Annotated in this window: 26 protein-coding genes; 7 read left to right on the forward strand and 19 right to left on the reverse strand. The window is 63.4% G+C overall.

Annotated features, from left to right (window positions below):
• Positions 1-32: 32 nt before the first annotated feature.
• The 4 genes from AU381_RS13135 to osmF all read right to left on the reverse strand — a co-directional run bounded on the left by AU381_RS13135 (position 33) and on the right by osmF (position 3,891).
• Positions 33-770 (reverse strand): ABC transporter permease, encoded by a 738-nt coding sequence (locus AU381_RS13135; protein WP_082909946.1) that lies wholly within the window; start codon positions 768-770, stop codon positions 33-35.
• A complete protein-coding gene (locus tag AU381_RS13140) occupies positions 770-1,708 on the reverse strand; it encodes an ABC transporter ATP-binding protein (RefSeq protein ID WP_064242210.1) in 939 nt (312 codons plus the stop codon). The genes AU381_RS13135 and AU381_RS13140 overlap by 1 nt, the downstream gene beginning before the upstream one ends.
• Positions 1,705-2,904, reverse strand: a complete 1,200-nt coding sequence (locus AU381_RS13145; protein ID WP_064242211.1) for an ABC transporter permease — start codon at positions 2,902-2,904, stop codon at positions 1,705-1,707. The genes AU381_RS13140 and AU381_RS13145 overlap by 4 nt, the downstream gene beginning before the upstream one ends.
• Before the next feature lie 69 nt (positions 2,905-2,973).
• Positions 2,974-3,891, reverse strand: coding sequence for a glycine betaine ABC transporter substrate-binding protein OsmF (osmF, locus tag AU381_RS13150; RefSeq protein ID WP_064242212.1), 918 nt, complete (start codon positions 3,889-3,891; stop codon positions 2,974-2,976).
• A gap of 247 nt (positions 3,892-4,138) precedes the next feature.
• Between osmF and AU381_RS13155 the strand changes: the two genes are divergently transcribed.
• On the forward strand, positions 4,139-4,600 hold the full coding sequence (locus tag AU381_RS13155; protein ID WP_064242213.1) for a hypothetical protein: 462 nt from the start codon (positions 4,139-4,141) through the stop codon (positions 4,598-4,600).
• Positions 4,597-5,973 (forward strand): FAD-containing oxidoreductase, encoded by a 1,377-nt coding sequence (locus tag AU381_RS13160; RefSeq protein ID WP_064242214.1) that lies wholly within the window; start codon positions 4,597-4,599, stop codon positions 5,971-5,973. The genes AU381_RS13155 and AU381_RS13160 overlap by 4 nt, the downstream gene beginning before the upstream one ends.
• A gap of 9 nt (positions 5,974-5,982) precedes the next feature.
• On the opposite strand, the gene AU381_RS13165 is transcribed toward AU381_RS13160, so the two are convergent.
• The 15 genes from AU381_RS13165 to AU381_RS13235 form a co-directional block, all read right to left on the reverse strand.
• Positions 5,983-6,759 carry a sulfite exporter TauE/SafE family protein gene (locus tag AU381_RS13165; RefSeq protein ID WP_064242215.1) on the reverse strand — a complete coding sequence of 259 codons (777 nt, stop codon included), beginning with the start codon at positions 6,757-6,759 and terminating at the stop codon, positions 5,983-5,985.
• Positions 6,760-6,823: 64 nt separating this feature from the next.
• The gene (locus tag AU381_RS13170; RefSeq protein WP_064242216.1) at positions 6,824-7,048 is read right to left on the reverse strand and encodes a hypothetical protein; all 225 of its coding nucleotides are present in this window, start codon (positions 7,046-7,048) and stop codon (positions 6,824-6,826) included.
• A gap of 89 nt (positions 7,049-7,137) precedes the next feature.
• Positions 7,138-7,680 (reverse strand): hypothetical protein, encoded by a 543-nt coding sequence (locus tag AU381_RS13175; RefSeq protein WP_156528592.1) that lies wholly within the window; start codon positions 7,678-7,680, stop codon positions 7,138-7,140.
• A 241-nt stretch (positions 7,681-7,921) separates the two neighbouring features.
• Positions 7,922-8,716, reverse strand: a complete 795-nt coding sequence (locus AU381_RS13180; protein WP_064242218.1) for an arginine deiminase family protein — start codon at positions 8,714-8,716, stop codon at positions 7,922-7,924.
• 20 nt (positions 8,717-8,736) lie between these two features.
• Complete coding sequence (locus AU381_RS13185; protein WP_064242219.1) at positions 8,737-9,165, reverse strand: OsmC family protein; 429 nt, start codon at positions 9,163-9,165, stop codon at positions 8,737-8,739.
• Positions 9,166-9,280: 115 nt separating this feature from the next.
• Entirely contained in the window at positions 9,281-10,372 is a 1,092-nt protein-coding gene (locus AU381_RS13190) for an ABC transporter ATP-binding protein (RefSeq protein WP_064242220.1), read from the reverse strand.
• A 118-nt stretch (positions 10,373-10,490) separates the two neighbouring features.
• A complete protein-coding gene (locus tag AU381_RS13195) occupies positions 10,491-11,945 on the reverse strand; it encodes an extracellular solute-binding protein (RefSeq protein ID WP_064242221.1) in 1,455 nt (484 codons plus the stop codon).
• 49 nt (positions 11,946-11,994) lie between these two features.
• Positions 11,995-13,023, reverse strand: coding sequence for a carbohydrate ABC transporter permease (locus AU381_RS13200; protein ID WP_064242222.1), 1,029 nt, complete (start codon positions 13,021-13,023; stop codon positions 11,995-11,997).
• Positions 13,020-13,895 (reverse strand): carbohydrate ABC transporter permease, encoded by an 876-nt coding sequence (locus AU381_RS13205; protein ID WP_064242223.1) that lies wholly within the window; start codon positions 13,893-13,895, stop codon positions 13,020-13,022. Before AU381_RS13205 ends, AU381_RS13200 begins: the two co-directional genes overlap by 4 nt.
• Entirely contained in the window at positions 13,892-14,824 is a 933-nt protein-coding gene (gene rbsK / locus AU381_RS13210; RefSeq protein WP_064242224.1) for a ribokinase, read from the reverse strand. Before rbsK ends, AU381_RS13205 begins: the two co-directional genes overlap by 4 nt.
• Before the next feature lie 38 nt (positions 14,825-14,862).
• Entirely contained in the window at positions 14,863-15,318 is a 456-nt protein-coding gene (locus AU381_RS13215) for an RbsD/FucU family protein (protein ID WP_064242225.1), read from the reverse strand.
• Positions 15,319-15,449: 131 nt separating this feature from the next.
• Positions 15,450-17,834, reverse strand: coding sequence for an aldehyde dehydrogenase family protein (locus tag AU381_RS13220; protein WP_064242226.1), 2,385 nt, complete (start codon positions 17,832-17,834; stop codon positions 15,450-15,452).
• A gap of 4 nt (positions 17,835-17,838) precedes the next feature.
• The gene (deoC, locus tag AU381_RS13225) at positions 17,839-18,852 is read right to left on the reverse strand and encodes a deoxyribose-phosphate aldolase (RefSeq protein ID WP_064242227.1); all 1,014 of its coding nucleotides are present in this window, start codon (positions 18,850-18,852) and stop codon (positions 17,839-17,841) included.
• 144 nt (positions 18,853-18,996) lie between these two features.
• Positions 18,997-19,749 (reverse strand): DeoR family transcriptional regulator, encoded by a 753-nt coding sequence (locus AU381_RS13230; protein ID WP_064242228.1) that lies wholly within the window; start codon positions 19,747-19,749, stop codon positions 18,997-18,999.
• A gap of 155 nt (positions 19,750-19,904) precedes the next feature.
• Positions 19,905-20,615, reverse strand: coding sequence for a GntR family transcriptional regulator (locus AU381_RS13235; protein ID WP_064242229.1), 711 nt, complete (start codon positions 20,613-20,615; stop codon positions 19,905-19,907).
• 249 nt (positions 20,616-20,864) lie between these two features.
• On the opposite strand from AU381_RS13235, the gene AU381_RS13240 reads away from it, so the two are divergent.
• The 5 genes from AU381_RS13240 (at position 20,865) to AU381_RS13260 (ending at position 26,032) form a co-directional block, all read left to right on the forward strand.
• On the forward strand, positions 20,865-21,953 hold the full coding sequence (locus tag AU381_RS13240) for an ABC transporter ATP-binding protein (protein ID WP_064242230.1): 1,089 nt from the start codon (positions 20,865-20,867) through the stop codon (positions 21,951-21,953).
• A gap of 78 nt (positions 21,954-22,031) precedes the next feature.
• Positions 22,032-23,330: an ABC transporter substrate-binding protein gene (locus tag AU381_RS13245; protein ID WP_064242231.1), complete on the forward strand. Its 1,299-nt coding sequence runs from the start codon at positions 22,032-22,034 to the stop codon at positions 23,328-23,330.
• A 227-nt stretch (positions 23,331-23,557) separates the two neighbouring features.
• On the forward strand, positions 23,558-24,466 hold the full coding sequence (locus tag AU381_RS13250) for an ABC transporter permease (RefSeq protein WP_064242232.1): 909 nt from the start codon (positions 23,558-23,560) through the stop codon (positions 24,464-24,466).
• A 1-nt stretch (position 24,467) separates the two neighbouring features.
• Positions 24,468-25,289: an ABC transporter permease gene (locus tag AU381_RS13255; RefSeq protein WP_064242233.1), complete on the forward strand. Its 822-nt coding sequence runs from the start codon at positions 24,468-24,470 to the stop codon at positions 25,287-25,289.
• A gap of 5 nt (positions 25,290-25,294) precedes the next feature.
• Positions 25,295-26,032 carry an aspartate/glutamate racemase family protein gene (locus AU381_RS13260; RefSeq protein WP_064242234.1) on the forward strand — a complete coding sequence of 246 codons (738 nt, stop codon included), beginning with the start codon at positions 25,295-25,297 and terminating at the stop codon, positions 26,030-26,032.
• Positions 26,033-26,041: the final 9 nt, after the last annotated feature.

Below are 26,041 nucleotides of genomic sequence, written 5' to 3' on the forward strand. Positions count from 1 at the left end.
CCGGTCGGCGGCCCCGTCAGGCAAGGGTTCGGTTACGCGTTGGTGCGTCCTGCAAGGGCACGCTCCAATGCCTGAAGCGCATCATGGATGAGGACGGCAAGCGCCGCGACGATAAGCCCGCCCTGCAGGACAAAGGCGAGATTGTTCGACTGCAGCCCGGCGATGATGACCTCGCCGAGCGTCTTGGCGGCAACGGTCGAGCCGATCGTTGCCGTTGCGAGGCCGATCACGACGGAAAGCCGGATGCCGGTGAGGATCACCGGCATGGCCAGGGGAAGCTCGATCTGCATGAGCCTCTGGCGCTCGGTCATGCCGGCGCCGCGGGCGGCCTCGGTTACGGCCGGCGGCAGTGTCGTCAGCCCTGTCACGGCATTCTCGAAAATCGGCAGCAGCCCATAGAGAAAAAGAGCGATCAGCGTCGGCTTCTCGCCGAAGCCGAAGATCGGAACCGCGAGCGCCAGCACCGCCACCGGCGGAAAGGTCTGGCCGATATTCACGAGGCTGCGCGACAGCGGCAGGAATTCGGCGCCCGCCTCGCGCGTCACGAGGACCGCCAGCGACACGGCAATGACCGTCGCTGCAAACGTCGCGACGAACACGGTTCGTAGGTGGAGGAGCGTCAGCCAGAAAAGGCTGCCCCTGTTGTAGACCGCCGGGGCGTTCTCCTGCACCAGCGGCTTGAGCAGCGGCTCGAACCAGCCAGGCTGCAGGAGAAAGGCCAGCAACAGAAGGAACACCGCCAGCCGCAGGAGCGTGGGCAGCGACGCCATCACCGCGGCCTCGCGGCACGCTTCACCAGGCCATCGAGGCTGACCTTGCCGACGATGGCACCATTCGCCGCCGCGACCGGCAAGGCGGACCGTCCGGACCACAGGAGTTCGGAGAGCGCCTCGCGCTGGCTGAGGGCCTCCGGTATCGGCGTGCCTTCGGCCGTGCCGGGCTCGACGGCATCGCCGGCCGTCTCGATGGCCAACAGGCGGAACGGCCGTTCGGTAGCGCCGATCAGTTCTTCGACGAAAGGTGTTGCGGGACGCACCAGCATCTCGGCCGGTGTTCCATGTTGCACCACCTCGCCCTTGTCCATCACGGCGATCCGGTCGGCGAGATGGAAGGCTTCCTCCATGTCGTGGGTCACGAGGATGATCGTCGTGCCGAAGTGCTTCTGGATGGCGAGCAGGTCGTCCTGCGCCTTGGCGCGAATGATCGGGTCCAAGGCGCCGAAGGGTTCGTCCATCAGGAGCAGGTTCGGCTCCGCCGCAAGCGCCCGCGCGACGCCGACACGTTGCTGCTGGCCGCCGGAGAGCTCGTGCGGATAGCGCGGGCCGAAGAAATCCGGATCGAGTTGGAAGAGCGTCAGCAGCTCTTCGACCTTCGCCTTGATCCGCCCCCTCTCCCAGCCGAGCAGCGTCGGCACGGTGGCGATGTTCTGGGCGACGGTGCGATGCGGAAAGAGGCCATGGCCCTGGATCGCATAGCCGATCCGGCGGCGCAGTTCGAATTCCGGCACCAGGCGATTGTCCTCGCCATCGATCCGGATCATGCCGGAGGTCGGCTCGACCAGACGGTTGACCATCCTGATGAGCGTGGTCTTTCCCGAGCCCGAAGTCCCGACGATCACCGTGATCGTATGCGGCATCACGGCCAGAGAGACGTCGCTGACCACCTCCGTTTCGTCGTATCGTTTGGTGACGCGGTCGAATTCGATCATGCGGCCTTGCCCCGGCTGTGTTTGGGACCCGTCACTTCGATCAGCGCGTCGAGTACGATGGCGGCGGTAAAGGCGAGCACCACGGTCGGAACCGCGCCAAGAAGCACGAGATCCATGGCCGTCTGCCCTATGCCCTGAAAGACGAAGACGCCGAAGCCGCCGCCGCCGATGAGGGCGGCGATGGTGGCAAGTCCTATGTTCTGGACGAGCACGATGCGGATACCGGCAAGGATGACCGGAAAAGCCAGAGGGAATTCGACCGTCACGAGCCGCTGCCACTCCGTCATGCCAAGGCCGCGTGCGGCATCATTGGCGGCGCGCGGCACGCCGGCGAGCCCGACGACCGTATTGGCGACCACCGGCAGCAGCGAATAGAGAAAAAGCGCCACGAAGGCGGGAGCGACGCCGATACCGCGGACGCCGATCGCTTCGGCGCCGGGAACATGTGCCGCGATCCAGCCGAGCGGCCCGATCAGAATACCGAAAAGGGCGATCGACGGAATTGTCTGGATGGCGTTCAGGACATTCAACACGGCTGCCCGCAGCCGCTCGACGCGATGGCAGAGGATGCCGAGCGGCAGCCCGACGACTGTCGCCGCGACGAGCGATCCGAGCGCCAGCGTCAGGTGGCGGCCGGCCTCAGCCCAGAAGGTGTCGGCCCGGCTCGCATATTCCTTGAGGATCGAAAGTCCGTCCCATCGCCCCGTGGCGAGCATTGCACCGACCAGCGCCAGGGCGCCTGCGAGAAAAAGAAGCCGGAGGCCGGGTCCGGGATTCAGCCGGGTCAACGCGTCAGCCACCAGAAGCGCGAAGGCAAAGACGAGGACCCAGAAGCCGGAGGCCGGAGAGACGCGCGCATAGGCATTCTCCGCCGGCACCAGATTGCCGGCGCAGCTGCCTATCAGAAAGCCCAGGGCGAGGAGGGCCGCAAAGGCGGCCGCCATGCGAACGGGGACGGATGTCTTCAAAACCGCCACGACGATCGCGAACGTCACGAGCGCGAGAAGCCCGTAGCCGAGCGAGGGCGGCAAAGCTTCGAGGATCGCCTTACCTTCGCCCTGGACGATGCGGTTTGCCCGGAACGTCGCGAAAGGGGCCAGGAACGCGCCATAGACCGCAAGAGCCGCAATGATCACGCCGAGCTTATCGAAGGGTAAGGACCTGCGCTCTGTTTCCCGGATGACACCGATCGCCATGAAATGATCCGCTCGACGACTGTCCGCAGGCGTTGCCCGATCCGGCATCGGACAACGCCTATTGCCAGCCTACTTCAGGAAGCCGTTCTTCTTCAGAAAGTCCTCGGCGACGGCCTTTGCCGGCTCGCCGCCCACCTGCACGCGGCCATTGAGCTCCTGCAGCGTGACGAGGTCGAGCTTTTCGAAGACGGGTTTCAAGAGGCTCTCGATATTGGGATTCTCCTTCAGTACCGCTTCCCGGATGATCGGCGTCGGCTGGTAGACCGGCTGAACGTTCTTGTCGTCCTCGAGAACGACGAGACCGGATGGCGCAATGCCGCCGTCGGTGCCGTAGACCATCGCCGCATTGGCGCCATTCGTCTGGTTCGCCGCCGCTGCGATGGTGGCGGCCGTATCGCCGCCCGACAGAGTAATGAGCTGCTCCGGTTTCAGCGTGAAGGCATAGGCCGTCTGGAAGGCCGGCAAGGCGGCGGCGGAGTTCACGAACTCAGACGACGCCGCCAGGATGACCTCGCCGCCGCCGGCAACATATTTCCCGAAGTCCGAAAGCGTCTTGAGCTTGTTCTTCTCGGCCACCTCCTTGCGCAGCGCGATCGCCCAGGTGTTGTTGGCCGGCGAAGGTGTCAGCCAGACGATCTTGTTGGCGTCGTAGTCGAGCTCCTTTGCCAGCTCATAGCCCTTGGCGGCGTCTTTCCAGGCCGGATCGTCGGCCTTCTCGAAGAAGAAGGCGGCGTTTCCCGTATACTCCGGATAGAGGTCGATTTCGCCCGCAGTGATGGCTTTGCGAACGACGGGAGTGGCGCCAAGCTGGACGCGATCGGTGGTCTTGATGTCGTTGGCATTGAGGACGGCGAGAATGATGTTGCCGAGAACGCCGCCTTCCGTGTCGATCTTGGACGAAACCACGACGTCGGCCCTGGCCGCCGCGGAGGTCAGCGCAAAAGCGAGCGCCGTGCCGACAATTGTCTTCATCAGGGTCAGGCGCATGATCGTCTCCCTCAATTGATCCACGACCGTCGCGGCTCTCCGCTGCGTCCGGCTAGAGCATCCATATATGTCAGGGTTCCGCAAAGAACAGAGCAAGGACCCCATAGGACTTATGGTTGAACTTCGGGATGCCCGAGGTCAAGCTACCTACTACCAGGTTGCAATCGACCGCGAAGTCGGACACTCTCTCGCTGGGTTCCCTTACGGCAGCAGCTCTTGTCCTTGAGAAACCAGTTCGGGGGATGTGATGTCCGTCTACGTTCTTGCGCTTCTGATCGGCGTTGTGGCGGGCTTGCGGGTCATGACCGCGCCGGCGGCCGCCAGCATCGCCGCCGCGGCCGGCTGGCTACCCGTCGCCAATACTTGGGCGGCCTTTATGGGCTACCGCTTCACACCCTACATTTTCAGTCTGCTGGCGCTCGTCGAATACGTCACCGACCAGCTCCCGAGCACGCCGAGCCGCAAGGTGCCGCAGCAATTCGGCGCCCGCATCGTCAGCGGCGGCTTCTGCGGCGCGGTGATTGGTACCGGCGCGGGCTCTCCGCTAGGCGGCGCCGTTGCCGGGATCGTTGGCGCAATCCTCGGGACGCTCGGCGGTTATGAAGCGCGCAAGCGCCTCGTTGCGATGATCGGCGGCAAGGACCTGCCGATCGCCCTCCTCGAAGACCTTGTCGCCATTCTGCTGGCGCTCTGGGTGGTGTCATCATGACCAGGCATTTCGACGCGATCATCATCGGCGCCGGCCAGGCAGGACCGTCGCTTGCCGGACGCCTGGCGGAAGCGGGCAAATCCGTAGCACTCGTCGAGCGTAAGCTCTTCGGCGGCACCTGCGTCAACACCGGCTGCATGCCGACCAAGGCGATGGTGGCGAGCGCCTACGCTATCCATACGGCACGCCGCGGCGCCGAATACGGCATGACGACCGGTCCCGTATCCGTCGATTTCGCGCGGGTCATGGCCCGCAAGGAGAAGGTCCGGTTCGATGCCCGGTCAGGGGTCGAGAGCTGGCTCAGGGACATGAAGAACTGCACGGTGCTGGACGGCCATGCGCGCTTCGAGAGCCCGACGGAAATCCGCATCGGCGAAGAGCTGATCTCCGGCGAGCAGATCTTCCTCAATGTGGGCGGACGCGCCGCCATCCCGGATTTTCCGGGTATCGACGACGCTCCCTACCTCACCAACAGCTCGATCATGGAACTAGCCCACCTGCCCCGGCATCTCGTGATCATCGGTGGCAGCTATATCGGGCTCGAATTCGCGCAGATGTTCCGCCGCTTCGGTTCCGAGGTTACCGTCATCGAAAAAGGCCCTCGCCTGATCGCACGCGAAGACCCGGACATCTCCGATGCGATCCGCGCCATCCTCGAAAAAGAGAGAATCCATATACGCCTCAACGCCGAATGCATCCGCTTCGCCAAGCACTCCGACGGTGTCGCAGCTGGCGTCGACTGCACGTCGGGAGCCCCGGAGGTCATCGGCTCCGACGTGCTGCTCGCCACCGGCCGCCGCCCCAACACGGACGATCTCGGGCTCGACAAGGCGGGTGTGAAGACCGACCCACGCGGCTATATCGAGGTCGACGATGCCCTGCGCACGAGCGTGCCGCATATTTTCGCGATGGGCGACTGCAACGGCCGCGGCGCCTTTACCCATACGTCCTACAACGATTTCGAGATCGTTGCCGCGAACCTCATCGACAACGACCCGCGCCGGGTCGGCGACCGCATCCAGGCCTATGCGCTCTATATCGATCCGCCGCTCGGCCGCGCCGGCATGACCGAGACGGAGGCACGCAAGAGCGGCCGCAGGCTCCTGATCGGCACCCGGCCGATGACGCGCGTCGGGCGTGCCGTCGAGAAGGGCGAGACGCTGGGCTTCATGAAGGTGATCGTCGACGCCGACACGAAGGAAATCCTCGGCGCCTCGATCCTCGGCACGGGCGGCGACGAGGCGATCCAGAGCATCCTCGACGTGATGTATGCGAAGAAACCCTATACGACGATCAGCCGCGCCATGCACATTCACCCCACGGTGTCGGAACTGATCCCGACGGTATTTGGAGATCTTTCGCCTGCGACCTAACGCCAAGTTTCAAACCAACCCAGTCAGCTCGAGCGTCTGGTAGCCGGCCAGAAGCGTGATCAGAGATCCGACGAGCCGCAGAAGGGTCCTCTCCTTCAATGCCTTGACCATCCATCCCGCCAGCGCCGCCGCGAAAACGCCTCCGGCGATCAGCCCGCCGACAGATGTGAGATAGTCGCCGAATTCGCCGGCTTGCTCCCAGTGGCCGGTGACAATCGTGGCGAGGAAGCTCAGCGACACCGAAAACGCAATCAGGAACTCGCTGGCATTGACGGTGCCGATCACGAACCGCGGCTGTCCGCCCGCGCCGAGCAGGCCGGTTGTGGCAACAGGACCCCAGCCGCCGCCGCCCGCAGCATCGAGGAAGCCGGCGGTTGCGCCCAGGGGCGCGACGACTCTCATTTTCACCGGGTTTGTCGGAATACGATGAAACGATCGATACAACAGCCAGCTCCCGATGATTGCGAGATAAGCCGTAACGAAGGGCTTGACCTGGTCTCCATCAAACGAGGTGAGTACGAAGGCGCCGATGATCCCACCGCCGACACCAAAGGGAACCAGCCGCCGAAACAGTTTCCAGTCGATGTTGCGGTGGTAGAGATGGGCCGATCCGGAGGCGGCAGTGGTGAACAATTCTGCAGCATGAGCCGATGCCGATGCTTGCGCCGGCGGCACCCCGAAGGCGAGGAGCACCGTCGAAGAGATCACGCCATAGGCCATCCCAAGAGCACCATCGACCGCCTGGGCAAGAAACCCGACCGCCGCGAACAGCAGGAAGTCTTCCATAGGAGGCTCCGCAACATGATTCGTTTAACATAGCGAAGCCTCGCGTATGCACTGACACGGAGGCTCATCGCTCGACCGAGCTGTGTTCATGGTGCCCTTGGGCTCGCAAATAAACGGGACCATCCCCCTGCTTGTTCCGCGCGTGCGGCTCAATCCGGGCGTGTTCTTTCAAATCTGCATGGCGGGGATTGCGGCGTGCCGAGCGCGTCGCGCAGACGAAAACCGGTGGAAACGCGCTTCCGGCGATGCCGAGCACGCCGACTGCTGCAAAGGCGAAATCGGCCGACATTCTCCATCGAAGCCCGCGCACGCAGCTGGCTGTCACTGCCTCCCTTGCGGCGCAGCACGCGGTTCGCGCCCACGGCGTTCTCGCCGCCGCTACTTCACCGGTATCATGAGGTGGGCATAGGGCGTCCCCGCCCACATCACATACGGCTTGGACGTGTCGGGCTTGGGTTCCGTCGGGTAGCCTTGCATCATGTCCGTCGCATTGACGATCATGACATGCGGGCCGGTCTCCACCCAGTTGTTACCCTCCTCGGGTTTGGTCGCATAGGGGTCGGTATTGCTGGCGTCGGTGCCGCCGGCCAGCATATACATGAAGCCAACCTTGCCCTTGGGCGGCTCCTTCTTTCCGATCCATGCCGTCGCCCATTCCATCGCGTTGGCATCGCCGCACATCGGGTCGGGGCCAGGCGTAACCGGGTTGTCCGGCATGCACCAGAACCCGTTCTTGCCCTCCCTCAAGGTGCGCATGGTACCCTTCTCATCCATGGCGTGGATGGCAGCGCCGCTCGATACCGCAGCGGGGGCAGCGGATTCGGCGCTTTTGATCAGCGCAGCGTCGTCGGCGGCTGCGCCCTGCCCTGCGACCAAACCGCTCGCCGCCAAGAGGGCAGCAGCCGTCAGAAGCCGTTTCATGGCCATTCTCCCACAATCGCATCGTTGTCGTGATATCGGACCTGCAGCTGTCCACAGCTACATTAGCCAATGCTAATACGATAACAGATCGGGCAAGGCCGGACAATCAAGCGGCTCATGACACAGTAGCGCGCGTCTTAGCAGACACTCAGTCCGGGTGCGATTAAAAGCAATAGCCAGGCACGCCTCGCCTGTTGCGACGTTCCGCGGCTGTTCGTTCCCTGGCACGAATTCATCCGCGTCATTCGCGGCTGAACCACCTCAGCGACATGCAGGAAAGCCCGGCATCGATCTTGCCGATCTCCGTCGTCTTCAGTGGCACGACCTTGTATCCGGCCTTGTCAAGCATCTCGATCGTCCGCGGGAAATCGGCACCAACAAAGACGACGTCGTTGACGCGGAGTGCGTTGGCGGCCGGTTCCTCGCCTTCCGGAATGACCATCTGCCTGAATTTCTGAAAGACGCCGGAGCGCGCAAGCCGATTGGTGGAGAGGATCGTCTCGTCATCGAGCAGCGAGCAATCGGTCTTGAAGTGAAGGACGCCCTCCGGCGTCGCGACAATTTCGCTGTTGCGGCCGAGCTGGTCCAAGCAGGTCCGAAGCGCCGCGGCCCCGGCCCTGTCGGTGCGCGCCGAAAGACCGATCATGACGCCTTCCGGAGTCGTCAATACGTCTCCGCCATCGGCGTAACCTGCCGGCAGATCGAGCACCGTGTCGAACATGTCGCGGAGCGTCGGCGCGATTTCCTCGACTTCCTTTTCGCGCTTTGCCGCGCCCGGCCGCAGCAGGATCGCGCCTTCGGAGAACACAAGCGCCGGGTCTTCGACGAAGATCGAATCCGGGAAGGCCTCGAGTGGCGGAAGAACCGTTGCTGTCACGCCTGCCTTGCGCATAGCCTCCAGATAGGCATCGTGCTCGGCCTTGACGCCCTCATAGGTCGGGCTGCCGCGATCCTCGGCGCGCAGTCCGTTGACGACGGAGCGCGACGGCTCCCGGACGATGATCGAATTGAAATGGTAAGCCGGACGCGATGTCATCGAGACCCTGTTTCCTCTAATTAACCGAAGACCTTGCTTGCGAATTCCGGATGGCCGCGCAGCGTGTTGCTGACCGTACAGATTTCCTCTTCCGCCGCTTCCGCGATGGCGCGCCGCACGGCGTCGTCGAAATCGCCTTTGATGACGAATTCGATATCGAAGCGCGCCACCCGCGACGGCTCGTCCCGCGCTTTTTCACCGGTCACCTTGGCGGAGACTTCGACGAGCCTGTCGAGCACCCCGAAGCGGCTGGCGGCGATGCGCGCACTGAGCACCAGGCAGCTAGCGAGCGATGCGTAGAGAAGGTCGAGGGGACCAAACCCGGCCTGCGAGGGACCGGTTACGATGTCGAGGGCACCGCCGGTCACCGAGGTGACATGCGGAAACGCCGTCCGCCCGACGACGGCGGTCGCGCCGGTCTCCCTCGTCTTCACTCTGAGCTCGGCCATCGCCGCGCCTCCTCGTCCCTGCTGCGAAGGCAATATTTCAGCAATTTCGGGATTCGGCCATGGCCGTCAAAGTCGGCTCGGAGCGAGCGGCTGGCGATGGGTTTGCACGCCATATTCACCGCCCGACGGCTACTCCGGTGTTTTTCAGGAAGAAATGAACCTTCGCCATGTCGATCGGAACGTCGATGACGTCGTCCGGTGAGATGCGCGCCGCGGCGTGGACCTGGGCCGTGAACGACGCCGATCCTACTTTTCCGATCGCCAGCGTATGGGGACCGAGCGGCTCGATATCGCGGACTTTCAGTTTGACCTTCGGGAGACCTTGATCGGCGGCAATCGTGTGCTCCGGCCGGATGCCGAGCACGATCGCCTCGCCGATATGGGCGCCAAGCTTTTGCGCCTGCTCGTGGGGAAGCGGAAAGGCGACATCGCCAGGGGCCCGGAACGAAAGCCCCGCCTCGCCGCGTTCGAGAATGCCTTCGATGAAATTCATGCTCGGCGCGCCGATGAAGGCGGCGACGAAGAGATTGGCGGGCGCCTCATAGAGAGTGATCGGATCGGCAGCCTGTTCGATCCGCCCCTGGTTCATCACCACGACGCGATCCGCCATCGTCATCGCCTCGACCTGGTCGTGCGTCACGTAAACGGCGGTGGTCTGAAGCCGCCGGTGCAGAAGCTTGATCTCGGTGCGCATTTCGATCCTGAGCTTTGCGTCGAGGTTCGACAGCGGCTCGTCGAAAAGGAAAACGTCCGGCTGCCGGACGATTGCCCGGCCGATCGCGACGCGCTGCCTTTGACCGCCGGAAAGGGCACTCGGCTTGCGGTTGAGATAGGCGCCGAGGTTCAGGATGCGGGCGGCCTCCGCCACGGACTTCTCGATGTCGCTCTTCGACGTGCCGCGGACCTTCATGCCGTAGCCGATGTTCTCGGCGACCGTCATATGCGGATAGAGCGCGTAGTTCTGGAACACCATCGAGCAGTTGCGCAGGCCCGGACGCAGATCGGTGACATCCCGTTCGCCGATCCGGATCGTGCCCGAAGACGCCGTCTCCAGCCCGGCGATCATTCTGAGCGTCGTCGTCTTGCCGCAGCCGGACGGACCGACGAGAACGACGAACTCGCGGTCGGCGATCGAAAGATCGAGCGGCGGGATGACCGTGACGCTGCCGAAGGATTTGGTGACTTGCTCCAGGCGAACCTGCGACATTCGACTGCCTTTCTCGAGACCCCATGGCTCTGAGCCGGGGAATGCACTGCGAAATGGAGCGCCGACTGCCCGGCGCCATGCGGGGCCCGCTCCGGATGGCCGGAGCGGGCTCCGATGATTACTTCTGCGGCAGGCCCATCGACGAGCGATAGGCGGCAAGCTGCTTGTCGCGGCCGAACTCGTCGGTCAGCTTGTTCCATTGCTCTGCCACCGTATCGAGCGCCTGCTGCGGCGTCACCTCACCGGCAAGTGCCTTGGAGAGCTCGATCTCGAGCACTTCCGTATAGGAGAAGTAGCCGGGCAGACGCATGTCGAGTGCGATGTTCTTGGCGGTCACCGCGTCCTTCTGCGCACCGAGATACTCCTTCGCCTCGCGATCGGAGAAGATCTTCGACCAGAGTTCGAGATTGGTGGTGTGCGAAAGGCGATAGGGGTTGACGCCCGTGCCGCCGGTGATCGCCGCCTGCGCCGAAACCTCGGGGCTGGTCAGATACTGGATATAGTTCCAGGCGGCTTCCTGCTTCGTCGACGAGCTCGGTACGGCTGCCTGCCAGCCGCCGAAGGCCATGAAGGAGGTCTGCACGACCTGATCGAACTTGTCCCACATCTTGGTCTTGTAGTTATAGATCTCGTCAACGCCGGGCAGCGGCGCCGAGCCCACCTTGCCTGCGACCTTCGACTGTTTCGGGTCGGCGGCAATGACGCCGGTGTCGCCCCAGCCGATCGATTCGGCGACCTGTCCGCCGGCAAAGGCGGCGTTCACCTCGCCGAAGGAGAAGTTGAGCGCGTTCGGCGGCGCAAGCTTGGAAGCGCGGATATATTCCTCAAGGCCGCGCACCCAGCCGGGGTTGTTGACCTGCGCGTCCATCGTATCCGGATCGAAGAACATGCCGCCCGGATTGTCGGGATGGCTCGTATAGCCGGCTACGTGGCTGAAGAGGAACCAGAACTGCTGGCCGCCACGGCGGAAGGCTTCCGCCGTGCCCCAGAGGTTGTTGGCCGGCTGGTTGAAGAACTCGGCGATGTCGAGATACTGCTTCCAGGTCTTGGCCGGCGCCAGGTCGTAGCCGTATTTCTCCTTGAAGGCCTTCTGGTTGTCGGCGTTCTCGAAAAGGTCGATGCGGTAGGTGTAGGTATGGGCGTCGCCGTCCATGGTCTGCGACAGGACCTTGCCGTTCCAGACCATCAACTGTTCACGATAGACCGGCGCGATGTCTTCCCAGGCGGAACCCTGCCGCATCTCCGCCGGCATTTCGGCGAGGAAGTCGGTGAAATCCGGCGCCCAGGCCGGCGCAAAGGCGATGACGTCGAAGGCGTCCTCACCGGAGGTGAGCGAGGTCACGATCTTCGGATAGAGCTCGGACCAGGGAAACTCGACGACTTTCACCTTGCCGCAGGTTTTCTCCTCCCAGCCCTTGGCGGCAATCTGAAGCGCGGATGCGATGTAGGGACCGGTCTGTGTGGTGGCGGTCAGTTCGACGCCGGTGAAGTCCGGGTCGCAGGCGAAGGCCGTTCCGTTGGCCGCCGCGGCCAGCAGGCCGGCGGCGGTAGATGCGAGCAGAAGTTTCCTCATTTTTTCCTCCCTCTGAGTGAACCTTGCCAAATCTGGAAAATGCGCGCGGTCACTTGATCGCTCCCAGAAGCAGGCCCGACCGCATGAGCCTGCTCAAGATTCCAGCCATGACCATCATCGGGATGATCGCCACGAGTGCCGCAGCCGAGATCGACCACCATTCGTCGCCGCGCTGGCTGTTTTGTCCGGCGACCAGGATCGGCAGCGTCTGCCACTTCGAACTCGTCAGGAAGAGCGCAAAGAGGAACTCGTTCCAGACGAAGGCGAGCGTGATCATGAAGGTCGCGATGAGGCCCGGCTTCGACATCGGCATGACGATGCCGAAGAAGATGCGCCAGGACGGCACGTTGTCGACCATCGCCGCCTCCTCCACCTCGATCGGCAGGGCCTCGAAGAAGTCGCGCATCAGCCAGATGACGATCGGCAGCGAGAAGGCGACATAGGCGAAGGTCAGGCCGATGTAGCTGTCGACGAGCTTGAAGCCGAGCTTTCCGACTTCCGTGTACATGAGGTAGAGGGCAAAGGCGGCGACGATCGGCGGAAACATGCGCTGGCTGACAAACCAGAAGACGATGTCGTTGTTGCCGAGTTCGGGCCCGGGCAGGCGGAAGCGGCTGGAGATCACCGCGAGCGCCAGCGCGGCGATGAAGGAATAGATGAGCGAAATCCCCTGGCCGAAGCCGAGCACGTTTCGACCCAGCAGGAAGCCGCCGAAGGCGACGAGCACGAAGAAGAGTGCGGAAAGCAGCCGGAAGCGAAAGGTGAAGCGGACGAGCGCGTAGGCCGCCATGGCACCGATGAAGGTTGCGAGTACCGCAGCCGAAAGGCTGACGATCAGCGACGCGATGAAGGTGTTGTAGAAGGCGCCACGCTCGCCGGAGAGCAGCTCGTTCCAGGCGGTCAGCGTCGGCTCGAAATCGACGAACGGCAGATAGGTCGGACCGCCGACGACCGCGATCGGCGTCTTGAACGATGTGATCGCCACCCAATAGAGCGGAAACAGGGTGAAGGCGAGCCAGACGAGGCAGCCGCCGAGCGCCAGCCAGCGCCCCTTTCCCTGAAGAGTGCGCACGCTCATTTGTGCTTCTCCAGATAAGGCTTGAGCACCGCCAGATAGACGAGGCCGATCACCGTGATGAAGATCAGGAAGAGGAACGACAGCGCCGACGTGTAGCCGAGATTGAACTTCTTGAAGCCCTCCTGATAGGCGAAAAGCGTCAGTGTCTCCGTCGACACGCCCGGCCCGCCACCCGTCATGACGAAGACCGTGTCCATGATCTTGTAGCTCTCGATCAGACGTATGAAGACGACCGCCGTCGAAATCGGCAACAGCATCGGAAAGGTGATGTCGCGGAATTGCTGCCAGGGCGTGGCGTTCTCGAGCGCCGCCGCCTCGTAGACATCGTCAGGCAAGGTCTGCAGGCCTGCGAGCAGCATCAGGATGACAAAGGGCGTCCATTGCCAGACCTCGACCACGATGATCGAGCCGAGCGCCCAGCTCGTCTGGGTCAGGAACGGCAGGTTCGGAAAGCCGAACGCAGACATGAACTCGTTCAGCGGCCCCATGGTCGGATTGAGGATCTGGCGCGCCACGAGCGCGACGGCGACCGGGGCAACGAGCATCGGCAGCAGAAAGCCGACACGGAAAATCCCCTCGCCCGGCACGCGGGAATTCAGCGCCAGCGCGACCGAGAGGCCGATCACATATTGCAGTCCGACGGAAAGGAAAGCGATCAGCGTCGTGGTACCCGCCACGTGCCAGAAGCGCGGGTTGGAAAGCAGATCGGCATAGTTGCCGAAGCCGACGAAGCGTGCGGGCATCGGCGGCACGAGCCGCATGCTCATGAAGCTCGTCGTCAGCGAATAGACGAGCGGAAAGATCGAGATCAGGAGGACGATGATCAGAGCCGGCCAGATGAAGAAATGCTTGATCGGGTCGTTGCGCGTCATGCCGCCGCCCCCCGTGCGAGCAGCGCCTCGATCTCCTCGAGCTTCGGCATGGCCGGAGCCGTGCCGCGGCGCGTGACCGAAATGCCGGCCGTTGCGCAGCCGAACCGCACTGCCTCGACCGGCGAAAGCCCCCGTGCCAACGCGGCCGAAAAGCCGCCGACGAAAGCATCGCCTGCGCCGGTCGTGTCGATCACCGGCCCGCTCGCGACCGCGGGCACGAGGACCGAGTGCCCCTCGGTGTGGTAGAGCACGCCCCGCTCGCCAAGCGTGATCAGAGCGGTCTTCACCCCCTTGTTCAAAAGGGCATCTCCGGCGCGACGGACGTCATCCTGCGTCGGCAGCGGAAAGCCGACGAGGGCTGCGGCTTCCGTCTCGTTTGGCACGATGTAGTCGCAGAGCGGGAAAATGCTTTCCGGAAAGGGTTCGGCCGGCGCCGGGTTGAACACGGTGGTGACGCCTGCCGCGTGGGCGATCCTGAGCGCCCTCTCGGCGGCCGCGGCCGGCTGTTCGAGCTGAGTCACGAAGACGCGCGAATTCTCGATCGTTTCACGGGCGGCTTCCACATCTTCGACGCCGATCGAGCCGGCAGCGCCGGGATAGACGATAATGGCGTTCTCGCCGTTCTCGTGGTTGACATAGATAAAGGCCGCTCCGGTCGGCAGATCGTCCATCTGGACGATCTTCGGCGTCACGCCCGCCTCGGCATAGGTCTTCAGCGCCATCTCGCCGAACGTATCGCGACCGAGCCGCGAGATGAACGACACCTCGCTGCCGGCCCGCGCCGCCGCAACAGCCTGGTTCGAGCCCTTGCCGCCCGGGCCGACGGAGAAACCGCTGCCGGTGATCGTCTCGCCGATCCGGGGCATGCGGGACGCCAGATAGGCCGTATCGGCCACGAATATCCCGAGGATCGAAACGCCTGTCTTCATGCTGAGCCTCCTCCGTCAACGGCAGCTGGTGATGCGCTTCAGGCGGATTCCGGCGGAATGACCCCCTTGGTCAAGATGAAGCAGCCATAGAAGCGCGTCTCGCCGGTGGTGATGACGCAATAGGCCTTCTTCGCCTCCTCATAGAAAGCAAAGCGTTCGATACCGTACATCGGCGCAGGCTTGCCCTCGGCGCGATCGATTTCGGCCTGCACCTCGCGCTGGACGGTCGGGATCTCATCCGGCGCGCCCATCACTTCCATGCGTCCGACCGAAGGCTGCAGCGGCGTGTCGAGCGGCAGCACCGAAAGCACCGCCTGCACTGCGCGGGCGGCCGAAACATTGTCGATGCGGAGCAGTTTACCCAGCGTCGTCTGACGGGCGATCGCGTCGGATGGGAAGTTGGTGTCGGAGATCACCAGCGTGTCGGCGTGACCCATGGACCGGAGCGCGTGCAGCACATCCGCATTCAGGGCCGGGTCGATATTCTTGAGCATGTCAGTCCTCCTCCAAACCATCCATTCGACCGCCGCGGGTTGGCATGACGCCGCCGGCGACTGTCATTAAACTTCGCAAAAGCGTCCTCCACGGCGTTCGGTTCCCCCGCCCGACGGCATGCGCGGACCCCTCACTCCCCGTAAGGGATCCAGATGTTCTTGACGTCCACGGCTCGCCGCAGGAAGGCTTGCCCTTCAGCCGCCGAACGATTCATCCAGTCGATCGCCCTGCCGTAGTCCACGAAGGTGCGCTTCAGATTGCCGACCGACAGCTTCTCGACGAGCGTCGACAGTTCCGCCGTGCCGAAGGCCCAGACTGCGTCGACATCGTTGTGGGCGGCAAGCGTCTTGGCAAGTTCGATTGCCGATCCGGTGACGATGTTGACGACGCCGGCCGGAACGTCGGACGTTTCGAGCACGGAATAGAAATCGGTGGCGGCGAGCGGATGCGGCTCGCTCGGAACGGCGACGACGCGATTGCCAACGGCGATCAGCGGCGCGACAAGGCTGACGAAGCCCAGCAGCGGCGCCTCCGGCGGGCAGATCACCCCGACGACGCCCTGCGGCTCCGGCATGGCAAGCGCAACGCCGCGCAAGGGCGGCTGGTGGACGACGCCCTCGAATTTGTCCGCCCAGGCGCCATAGCTGAAGAGGCGGGCGATCGAAGCCTCCACCTCGGCCTTCGCATTGGCGGCCGAGGCGCCGGTCATGGCGGCGATGCGATCGGCGAATTCCGCCGCCCGGCCGCTGACGTTCTCGGCAATGTAATAGAGAATCTGCGCGCGATTGTGCGTCGTCGCCGAAGACCAGCTCGCTGCCGCCTGCGCTGCGACAACGGCGTTGCGGATATCCTTGCGGTTGCCCTCGCCGACCTCGCCGAGCACCTTGCCCTTCGGCGACAGGATTGGCCGCGAGTAATTTCCATCCGGCCGCGCCTGCTTGCCGCCGATGAATAGCTTGGCGGTGCGATCGAGCGACGGCACGGCGAAATCGCTTGCAGCCGTCTTGAGAACCGGCACACTCGCTTCAGTCCGGAGCTTGCGTCCCGCCCAGGCCTTCGGCTTCAGATATTCGTAGCACCCTTCCTTGCCGCCTTCGCGGCCGAAGCCGGATTCGCGTTTTCCCCCGAAGCCGCTCGAAGCGTCGAAGAGATTGGTGGCATTGACCCAGACGACACCGGCGGCAAGCTTGGCGGCGACATGCAGGGCGAGACCGATCGTCTCGCTCCAGACGCTGGCGGCAAGGCCGTAGCGAGTGTGATTGGCAAGCTGGATCGCCTCTTCCGGGGTGCGGAAGGTCATCGAAACGGCGACCGGTCCGAAGATTTCTTCCGTGGCCACCACGGAGGTCGGCTGGACCGAGGTCAGCAGCGTCGGCGGATAGAAGCTGCCGCCCTTGGGCAATGCGATCTGCGGCTGGTAAAGCGCGGCCCCTTCCGTCACGCCCTGGCTGACGAGGTTTTCGATCCGCTGCAATTGCACCGGGGCGACGATCGCCGCCATGTCGATCGCCTTGTCGAGCGGATGGCCGACCCTGAGCGTTCCCATGCGCCGCTTCAGGCGTTCGTGAAAGAGCGGCGCCACGCCCTCCTGGACGAGCACCCGCGATCCGGCGCAGCAGACCTGGCCCTGGTTGAACCAGATCGCATCGACCACGCCTTCGACCGCCCCGTCGATGTCGGCATCGTCGAACACGATGAAGGGCGACTTGCCGCCGAGCTCCAGCGTCAGCGATTTACCGGTGCCCGCGGTCTTTTCCCGGATCAGGCGGCCAACCTCGGTCGAGCCGGTGAAGGCGATCTTGTCGATGTCGTCGTGCTCGACGATCAGCGCACCCGTCTCTCCCTCGCCGGTTACCACGTTCAGGACGCCCGGCGGCAGGCCGGCGCCGGTGGCAAGTTCGGCGAAAAGCAGCGCCGTCAGGGGCGTGAACTCCGCGGGCTTCAGAATGACCGTATTGCCAAGTGCCAGCGCCGGCGCCACTTTCCATGCGAGCATCAGGAAGGGGAAGTTCCACGGGATGACCTGGCCGACGACGCCGACCGGCACCTGATCGGCAAATTCCGTTTCCTGGAGCTGCGCCCAGCCGGCGTGGTGATAGAAATGACGGGCGGCAAGCGGAATGTCGATGTCGCGCGTCTCGCGGATCGGCTTGCCGTTGTCGAGCGCTTCGACCACGGCGATCAGCCTGGCGTGGCGCTGGATCATGCGCGCCAACGCATAGAGATGCCGGGCTCGGGCATGGCCGGAAAGCTTCGACCAGGGGCCTTGCGCCTTGTGCGCCGCTGCCACGGCGGAGTTGACGTCTTCGCGGCCGCCAAGCGCGACCTTCGCCAGCAGCGCGCCGGTTGCCGGCTCGAAGCTGTCGAATGTCTTTCCAGACGCGGATGCGACGAAGCCGCCGTTGATGAAGTGGCCGAACTCGCCCTTGTGGCGGGCGAGCCAGGCCCGGGCCTCGCTGTCGCCTTCGGGTGCGGGGCCGTAAGACATTTCGTCGAAGAATTTGGCGACGCTCATCGGATTATCCTATCGGGTGTCTGTTGAGGGCCGAATAGGCGCCGCTGACATGATGCTCGAGCTGACGCTCGATATCGGCCAGCAGGCTCGATGCCCCGATGCGGAAGAGGTCCGGCTCCAGCCATTCGCGGCCGAGCTCTTCCTTCATGAGGAACTGGTAGTTCAACACGTCCTTCGCCGCCGAGATCCCGCCGGCCGGCTTGTAGCCGACCTTGATGCCGGTGCGCTCCTGGTAGGCACGGATCATCCTGAGCATGACGAGGGTGACGAGCAGCGTCGCGTTCACACCTTCCTTGCCGGTCGAGGTCTTGATGAAATCGGCCCCCGCCATCATGCAGACGAGCGAGGCGCGGGCGACATTGCGCAAGGTCTTGAGGTCGCCGGTCGCGAGGATCGCCTTGACATGCGCATCGCCGCAGGCATCGCGGAAATCGCGCATCTCGTCATAAAGCGCCTGCCAGTTGCCGGTCAGCACATGCTCGCGGGTGATGACGATGTCGATTTCCCTGGCACCGTGGGCGACGGACGCTTCGATCTCCCTAAGCTTGACGTCATGCGGTACGAGACCCGCCGGAAAGCCGGTGGAAACCGCGGCCACCGGGATACCGGAGCCCTCGAGCGCCTCGACCGCCGTCGACACGAAACGGTGATAGACGCAGATCGCCCCCGTCGTGATGTCGCGATCGCCCATCCCGAGTGCGTCGAGAAGATCCTGGCGCACGGGCCGGCGCGCCTTGGCGCAGAGCCGCTTGACGCGCTCCGTCGTATCGTCGCCGTTGAGCGTGGTCAGGTCGATGCAGGTGACCGCCTTCAAGAGCCAGGCGGCCTGCGCATCCTTTTTAACGGTCCGGCGGCCCGGCAGCGTTGCGACACGGCGCTCGGCAGCGGAAAGATTGACGCGCTGGTCGAGTACCCAGGAAAGATCGAGATCGACACCGTCGTTGCGCGGCCAATTATGACCGGCGCCGGCGGGCTGGGCAGAAACCGCCGACACCCCCTTTACAGCAAGGTCTTCCAAGCGACTACTCCTCGATTTCTCCCTGCCCAACCGGGCCGCTGCAGATCAGCCCGGCGACTTGTTATTTTTCTATCGATTTTTTGTTAGCATTCCATCAAGACTATCACGTGTCAAGCGACGACATCGGACGAAGCGGCGAGATTATCATATTTGTGGCGTCGGCGTCTCAAGCGCCGGGAGCGCCGCCTCTCCGTCTTCCGTGATCACCGCACGGAATGAATTGAGCGGCGCAAAAAAAGCGGGCTTCAGCCTGCCGATCTTGCTCTTGTCCACCACGAGGTAATTCTCGCGCGCGAGTGAAATCACCTTCTGCTTCACCGGCACCTCATGAAAATGGACGCAAGTCGCGCCGCGGGCGGGATCTACGCCGGCCGCCGACAGGAAGGCGACGTTGATACCGAGGTGGTCGAGCGTCTCGAGGCCGGAATTGCCCGAAAACGAAACTGATGACGGGTGGTAGACCCCGCCAAGCATGACAATCCGAACGTTCGGCCTACGAGCGAGGCGGTTCGCCGCGTTCAAGGAATAACACACTGCCGTAATTGAATAATTTTCCGGTATCAGATCGACGAGATATTCGAGTGTCGTGCCGCAGTCGATGAAGATCGTCTCGTCGGGACGGATGTGCCGGGCGGCATGGACGCAAGCCTCGCGCTTGGCTGTCGCGTGACTGTCGGCCTCACGCGCGAGATCATAGGGGGCATCGGCTTCGATATCGGCCGCCGCCACAATGTGGCCGCCGAGATAGCCAAAGAGCCCGGGGTTGTCGGCAATGTCGCGGCGGACGGTCATCTCCGACACACCGAGAAGAGCGGCCGCATCCTTGAGATGCAGCACGCGCCGCGCAGAAAGCGCCTCGGCCAATGCGATGATACGGGTAGCCTTGCGGTTGGCCATTGTTCTTCCGGTTGGCGCGACGGGCGAGGTGTGGCGCCCGCAGGGTAAGCCAGCGCAACATTATTTGTGACAAATATCACAGGACAAGTTGTGCCGGCAAGTCACCCATCGGCTTTGACACCCCTCAACCCGGCCCCCTCCTGCATGCGGTCGCATTACCGCTGGAAGGCGTCCTTGAGATCGCTGCCCTTCCTGGCCGGCCGGAGGTCGAGATCGGCTTCGATGTGATCGATGTGCTGCAGCATAAGCCTGCAGGCCGCTTCGATATCCTGCTTCTCCAGCGCATCGACGATCTGCTGATGCTCGTGGTGACCGCAGCTCGAGATCACCGATTGCCCGTAAAGCGCGATCACGAGCGAGGACCGTGCGACGAGTTCGTCCATGAAGCGCTTGAGAATGGCATTGCCGCTCATGCCGGCGACCGCCAGGTGGAAATCGCCCGAGGCCTTGATCTCGGCGCGGCGGGCCGGTGCGCCGCGCTGGTTCGTAAGCCGCTCCTCATCGGCAAGCAGCTTTCGGAGCTCCTTGATCTCGGCTTTGCCGATATTGGGCGCCGCCTCGCGGAGTATGACCGGCTCCAAAAGGCGGCGCGTCGCGAAGATCTGCTGCGCCTCGGTCACCGAAGGGTAGGCGACGAAGGCGCCGCGGTTCTTCTCGACACTGACGAGTCCCTCGTAAGAGAGTGCCTGAAGGGCGGCGCGGACGAGCGTCCGGCTCACATTGAAAAGGCTGCCGACGTCGGTTTCGGAAAGCTTCGTTCCGGGCGCAAGGCGCCGCTCGACGATCGCATCGCGGATCGTGTCACGAATCTGCTGGGCATCGATGTCTATGGCGCTTTCCGCCTGGGGGAGATTGTCTGACGTCATGATGCTGGGGAATCCGAACGATACCGATACTGTGGGGCCCGGCACAAGTTAACCGCTTTTTGCCCCCAATCAATCCTCAAGATTGTATACAATAATGGCCAATCTTTGGGCACAAATGCCCACAAAATATGCACCCAACCGGTTTGTTGATTGGCCAATATGGCGACCTTCGAAAACTTAACTACAGAATCAGACCCTTAGCAATCTGGCACGGTTGATGCTTCTTTGTCGCTGCAAGGAGAAGGCGGCATGTCCAAAGCAGCAGAAATCGATATCGCGTCCGTTTCCAAGGTCTACGGCACGACGACCGCCGTCCACGCCATCAGCCTGAAGATCCCGGCCGGCAGCTACTGCTGCCTTCTCGGCCCTTCCGGCTGCGGCAAGACGTCGACGCTCAGGATGATCGCCGGCCACGAAAGCATCTCCTCCGGCGATATCCGCCTTGGCAATGTCGTCGTCACCGATTTCCCGCCGGCCAAGCGCGGCACGGCGATGATGTTCCAGTCCTATGCGCTCTTCCCCCATCTCGACCTCGTCGACAACGTTGCCTTCAGCCTGAAGATGAAAGGCGTCGAGAAGGAAGAGCGCCGAGCGAAGGCTCTGGAAATGCTGAAGCTCATGCAGATGGAGGCCTATGCGACGCGCCGGCCGGCGCAGCTTTCCGGCGGGCAGCAGCAACGGGTGGCACTCGCCCGGGCGCTGATCACCGATCCGGAAGCGCTGCTGCTTGACGAACCTCTTTCGGCCCTCGATCCGTTCCTGAAGATCCGCATGCGGGCGGAACTCAAGAAGCTGCAGAAGACGCTTGGCATCACCTTCGTGCATGTGACGCACAGCCAGGAAGAGGCGATGGCGCTTGCCGACCTCATCGTCATCATGAACAACGGCCGCATCGAGCAGGCGGCACCCCCCCGAAACGTTTTCGAACAGCCGGCGACGGCCTTCGTCGCCCGATTCATGGGCGACCACAATGTGCTTTCCGGCCGCGTGACCGCGATCGACAACGACATCGTCACGCTGACGGCGCCGGAAGGTCAGAGCTTTTCGGTGCGCGACATCGCGCAGGAGATCGGCAAGCCGATCGACATCGGCATCCGCACTGACCGGGTGCGCCTCGAACCTGCATCGGACAAATCACTCGGCTTCCAGGGCATCGTCTCGAATGTCGAATATCGCGGCGCCTCGGTGAAGATCACACTCATCGGAGCCGGCAGCGACGACTTCACCGTGGTCGTCTCCGATGCCGATTATTTCAAGAAACCCGCATCGACCGGCGATGCGGTGTCGCTGAGCTGGGCCCTGGAGGACGTGATCCCCCTCGGCCGCGTGTCAGCCTGAACGGGGTCAGAAGAAGCAAACCCGCCCGATCCTGCCTGGGACCAACCAATCAAGCATCATGAAAAGGGGAACGACAGCATGACCACTGAAACAAAGACTGCCACGCCTGAAAAGGGCATTTCACGGCGCACGCTCCTGAAGACCGGTGCGGCCGCCGTGGGCGCCATCGCCGGCTCCGGCGCGATCACCGGCTTCCCGACCATCTGGGCGCAGAACCCGATCACGCTCCGCCAGTTCGGCACCGGCGTTTCGAACATCAATGCGATCGCCGAGAAGTGCAAGGAAGACCTCGGCATCACGCTGGAAATGACCGCGACCGACTCCGACGCCGCCGCTCAACGCGCCGTCACCCAGCCGGATTCCTACGACATCGCCGACATCGAATACTGGATCGCCAAGAAGGTCTTCCCGTCCGGCGTCATGCAGCCGATGGATGTGTCGAAGATCAAATATTACGACAAGATCGTGCCGCTCTTCATCGACGGCAAGCTGAAGCCGGAGAGCGTGGTCGCCCAGGGCACCGCGCCGCACACCGTCGGCTTCGTCGAGGCGCAGGATTCGAAGAGCTTCGCCAAGGCGCCGACCCAGTGGATGACGCTCATCCCGACCATCTACAACGCCGACACGCTCGGCATCCGTCCGGACCTCGTCGGCCGCGAGATCACCACCTGGGCCGATATCATGGACCCGGCATTCAAGGGCAAGACGGCAATCCTCAACATCCCGTCGATCGGCATCATGGACGCGGCGATGATCATGGAGGCCATGGGCAACATCAAATATGCCGACAAGGGCAACATGACGACGGACGAGATCGACCAGACGATCGACTTCCTGATCAAGGCCAAGCAGGACGGCCAGTTCCGCGCCTTCTGGAAGTCCTTCGACGAGAGCGTCAACCTAATGGCCTCCGGCGAGGTCGTCATCCAGTCCATGTGGTCGCCGGCCGTCGCCGCGGTGCGCTCGAAGGGCATCGCCTGCAAGTACCAGCCGCTGAAGGAAGGCTACCGCGCCTGGGGCGGCGGCCTCGGCCTCGCAGCGCATCTTCAGGGGGCGCAGCTCGATGCGGCCTATGAATATATCAATTGGTATCTCTCCGGCTGGGTCGGCGCCTATCTCAACCGCCAAGGCTACTACTCCGCCGCCATGGAGACCGCCAAAGCCCACATGTCCGAGGACGAATGGGGCTTCTGGGTCGAAGGCAAGCCGGCCAAGGGCGACATCCTCTCGCCGGAAGGCAAGGTCATGGAAAAGGCCGGAGCGGTCCGCGACGGCGGTTCCTTCGAGGAACGCATGGGCAAGGTCGCCTGCTGGAATTCGGTGATGGACGAGGACCGCTACATGGTTCGCCGCTGGAACGAGTTCATCGCGGCTTAAAAGGCAAGGTCGTTCTGAGGAGGCACTTGCCCCTCTCCTCGGGTTTAACCCGAGGACTAACCCTCTCCCCGCAGGCGGGGAGAGGGGACGAGAACGCCGCACCCGCACCTTTCCTCGCGGGTGCAGTGAGGCACGAGACTGCGCCGCATCTCCCTTCTCCCCGCCTGCGGGGAGAAGGTGCCGGCAGGCGGATGAGGGGCATTTCTGCAAATTTTATGGGACGGACAATGACGGCAGTCGCTACCTCAGGAGAAATCAAAGCAGGCAAGGCATCTCGCGGCCTAGCCGCGCCCTCCTGGCTCGCCGCCTGGCTCCAGGCCACGCCCCTCCTGCTGATCCTCGGCTTCTTCTTCATCCTGCCGATCCTCACCATCATCGTCGTCAGCTTCTGGGACTACGACTTCGCAGGTCTCTATCCCGATTTCCTGACGATGAACTATGCCGATACGCTCGGTTCCTGGGTCACCTGGAAGACCTATCTCAACACACTCAAATTCACCGCCATCACCTGGGCGCTGACGCTTTTCATCGGCTTCTGGGTCGCCTATTTCCTCGCCTTCCACATCCGCACGACGACGATGCAGATGGTGCTTTTCCTCGTCTGCACCGTGCCGTTCCTCACCTCCAACATCATACGGATGATCTCCTGGATCCCGGTCCTCGGCCGTAACGGTCTCGTCAACTCCACTCTCATAGAAGTTGGCATCATCCCTCAGCCGATCGAGTGGCTGCTCTACTCCGATTTCGCCGTCGTGCTCGCCATGGTGCATCTCAACACCCTCTTCATGGTGACGCCGATCTTCAATACGCTGATGCGGATCGACCGTTCACTGATCGAAGCGGCGCGCGACTGCGGCGCGAGCGGATGGCAGGTGCTTTGGAATGTCATCCTGCCGCTCGCCAAGCCTGGAATGGCGATCGGCTCGATCTTCGTGGTGACGCTGGTGATGGCCGATTTCTCGACCGTGCAGGTCATGTCCGGCGGGCAGAGCGCATCGGTCGCGCTGATGATGAAGAACCAGATGTCGCTGCTGCAATATCCGGCGGCGGCCGCCAATGCGGTCGTGCTGCTGGTCGTGGTGCTGCTGATGGTTGCGGCGATCCTGAGGGTCGTCGATATCCGCAAGGAGCTCTGACATGAGCCACGAAACACGAACGTTGGAATTCTATGTGCTGGCAGCCTTCTTCGCGCTGTTCGTGCTGTTCCTTTACGGGCCTTTGTCGGCCGTCCTGATCCTTTCCTTCCAGGGGCCGGACGGCGGCCTCACCTTCCCGCTGAACGGCGTTTCGCTCCACTGGTTCTACAATCTCTTCGAAAAACAGGCGGTCGGCGATTTCGGCGCCTCGTTCCGCCGCTCCTTCACGCTCGGGCTGATGGTGATGGTGGTGAACGTCGTCGTCGCATTGTTGGCGGGCCTCGCCTTCCGCCATCGTTTCCGCGGTTCCACGGCACTTTTCTACATCACGGTCGCAAGCCTCGTCGTCCCCTCGATCATCATTTCGCTCGGCATTGGCGTCGTCTTCCAGCAGTTCGGCCTGAAGCCGGCCTGGTATTCCTCCGGCTTCGGCGCGCACCTCACCTGGACGCTGCCCTTCGGCGTGCTGATCATGTTCGCCGTCTTCAATCGCTTCTCGCCCGCGTATGAGGAGGCCGCCCGTGACCTCGGCGCCACCTCCTGGCAGACCTTCCGCCACGTCGTCCTGCCGATGATCGCGCCGAGCCTAATCGGCGTCGGCCTGTTCGGCTTCACCCTCTCCTATGACGAGTTCGCCCGCACGCTGATGACCTCCGGCACCTACAACACGCTACCGCTGGAAATCTACGGCATGACCACCAACGTCACGACGCCGGTGCTCTATGCGCTGGGCACGGTGACGACGCTCTTCTCCTTCACCATCATCCTCGCAGCACTCGCCATCATCCTCGTACTCAGGCGCCGCCAGGCAAAGGCAAGCTGACATCCATGCGCATTCTGATCGTCAACCCCAACACCACCGCCTCGATGACCGAAAAGGCGGCAGCAGCCGCACGGGTGGTCGCCGGGCACGGCACGGAAATCATCGCGGCCACGTCGAAGAGCGGACCTGCCTCGATCGAGGGGCACTATGACGGGGCGATCGCCGTGCCCGGCCTGCTCGCGGAAATCCGCAAGGGAGAAGCAGCGGGAGCGGACGCCGCGATCATCGCCTGCTTCGACGATACCGGGCTGGAAGCCGCCCGGGCCCTCGCCGCGATACCGGTGGTCGGCCTTTGCGAATCCGCTGCAATGACCGCGGCGCTCATAGCCCAGCGCTTCACCGTGGTCACGACGCTCGAGCGCTCCCGCGTGCTCCTCGAGAACCTCGTGCGCCGATACGGCATGGGGGATCGCGCCAAGGTCCGTGCCGCCGATATTCCGGTCCTCGAACTCGAAGACGCCGCCTCCGGCGCCCTCGGCAAACTCAGAGGGCAAATCGAACGGGCGCTCGACGAAGACGGCGCGGAGGCGATCGTTCTCGGCTGTGCCGGCATGGCCGACCTTGTGCAGTCGCTGCAACGTGAATATGGCGTGCCGGTCATCGACGGCGTTTCGGCGGCGGTCAAGCAGGCCGAAGCCCTGGTGGCCCAAGGGCTCGTGACCAGCAAGCGCGGCTCCTATGCCTCGCCGCTCCCGAAGGCCTATACCGGCGCGATGGAGGCCTTTGCGCCGGCTCGCCGCTGACCCGTGCCG

The sequence above is a fragment of the Sinorhizobium glycinis genome (genome assembly GCF_001651865.1).
GTDB classification, from domain to species: domain Bacteria; phylum Pseudomonadota; class Alphaproteobacteria; order Rhizobiales; family Rhizobiaceae; genus Sinorhizobium; species Sinorhizobium glycinis.

What these genes read in the sequence shown, in the direction of transcription:
- AU381_RS13135 (WP_082909946.1), bottom strand. Translation starts at nt 770, where the DNA reads ATGGCGTCGCTGCCCACGCTCCTGCGGCTGGCGGTGTTCCTTCTGTTG.
- AU381_RS13140 (WP_064242210.1), bottom strand. Translation starts at nt 1,708, where the DNA reads ATGATCGAATTCGACCGCGTCACCAAACGATACGACGAAACGGAGGTG.
- AU381_RS13145 (WP_064242211.1), bottom strand. Translation starts at nt 2,904, where the DNA reads ATGGCGATCGGTGTCATCCGGGAAACAGAGCGCAGGTCCTTACCCTTC.
- osmF (WP_064242212.1), bottom strand. Translation starts at nt 3,891, where the DNA reads ATGCGCCTGACCCTGATGAAGACAATTGTCGGCACGGCGCTCGCTTTT.
- AU381_RS13155 (WP_064242213.1), top strand. Translation starts at nt 4,139, where the DNA reads ATGTCCGTCTACGTTCTTGCGCTTCTGATCGGCGTTGTGGCGGGCTTG.
- AU381_RS13160 (WP_064242214.1), top strand. Translation starts at nt 4,597, where the DNA reads ATGACCAGGCATTTCGACGCGATCATCATCGGCGCCGGCCAGGCAGGA.
- AU381_RS13165 (WP_064242215.1), bottom strand. Translation starts at nt 6,759, where the DNA reads ATGGAAGACTTCCTGCTGTTCGCGGCGGTCGGGTTTCTTGCCCAGGCG.
- AU381_RS13170 (WP_064242216.1), bottom strand. Translation starts at nt 7,048, where the DNA reads ATGTCGGCCGATTTCGCCTTTGCAGCAGTCGGCGTGCTCGGCATCGCC.
- AU381_RS13175 (WP_156528592.1), bottom strand. Translation starts at nt 7,680, where the DNA reads ATGAAACGGCTTCTGACGGCTGCTGCCCTCTTGGCGGCGAGCGGTTTG.
- AU381_RS13180 (WP_064242218.1), bottom strand. Translation starts at nt 8,716, where the DNA reads ATGACATCGCGTCCGGCTTACCATTTCAATTCGATCATCGTCCGGGAG.
- AU381_RS13185 (WP_064242219.1), bottom strand. Translation starts at nt 9,165, where the DNA reads ATGGCCGAGCTCAGAGTGAAGACGAGGGAGACCGGCGCGACCGCCGTC.
- AU381_RS13190 (WP_064242220.1), bottom strand. Translation starts at nt 10,372, where the DNA reads ATGTCGCAGGTTCGCCTGGAGCAAGTCACCAAATCCTTCGGCAGCGTC.
- AU381_RS13195 (WP_064242221.1), bottom strand. Translation starts at nt 11,945, where the DNA reads ATGAGGAAACTTCTGCTCGCATCTACCGCCGCCGGCCTGCTGGCCGCG.
- AU381_RS13200 (WP_064242222.1), bottom strand. Translation starts at nt 13,023, where the DNA reads ATGAGCGTGCGCACTCTTCAGGGAAAGGGGCGCTGGCTGGCGCTCGGC.
- AU381_RS13205 (WP_064242223.1), bottom strand. Translation starts at nt 13,895, where the DNA reads ATGACGCGCAACGACCCGATCAAGCATTTCTTCATCTGGCCGGCTCTG.
- rbsK (WP_064242224.1), bottom strand. Translation starts at nt 14,824, where the DNA reads ATGAAGACAGGCGTTTCGATCCTCGGGATATTCGTGGCCGATACGGCC.
- AU381_RS13215 (WP_064242225.1), bottom strand. Translation starts at nt 15,318, where the DNA reads ATGCTCAAGAATATCGACCCGGCCCTGAATGCGGATGTGCTGCACGCG.
- AU381_RS13220 (WP_064242226.1), bottom strand. Translation starts at nt 17,834, where the DNA reads ATGAGCGTCGCCAAATTCTTCGACGAAATGTCTTACGGCCCCGCACCC.
- AU381_RS13230 (WP_064242228.1), bottom strand. Translation starts at nt 19,749, where the DNA reads ATGGCCAACCGCAAGGCTACCCGTATCATCGCATTGGCCGAGGCGCTT.
- AU381_RS13235 (WP_064242229.1), bottom strand. Translation starts at nt 20,615, where the DNA reads ATGACGTCAGACAATCTCCCCCAGGCGGAAAGCGCCATAGACATCGAT.
- AU381_RS13240 (WP_064242230.1), top strand. Translation starts at nt 20,865, where the DNA reads ATGTCCAAAGCAGCAGAAATCGATATCGCGTCCGTTTCCAAGGTCTAC.
- AU381_RS13245 (WP_064242231.1), top strand. Translation starts at nt 22,032, where the DNA reads ATGACCACTGAAACAAAGACTGCCACGCCTGAAAAGGGCATTTCACGG.
- AU381_RS13250 (WP_064242232.1), top strand. Translation starts at nt 23,558, where the DNA reads ATGACGGCAGTCGCTACCTCAGGAGAAATCAAAGCAGGCAAGGCATCT.
- AU381_RS13255 (WP_064242233.1), top strand. Translation starts at nt 24,468, where the DNA reads ATGAGCCACGAAACACGAACGTTGGAATTCTATGTGCTGGCAGCCTTC.
- AU381_RS13260 (WP_064242234.1), top strand. Translation starts at nt 25,295, where the DNA reads ATGCGCATTCTGATCGTCAACCCCAACACCACCGCCTCGATGACCGAA.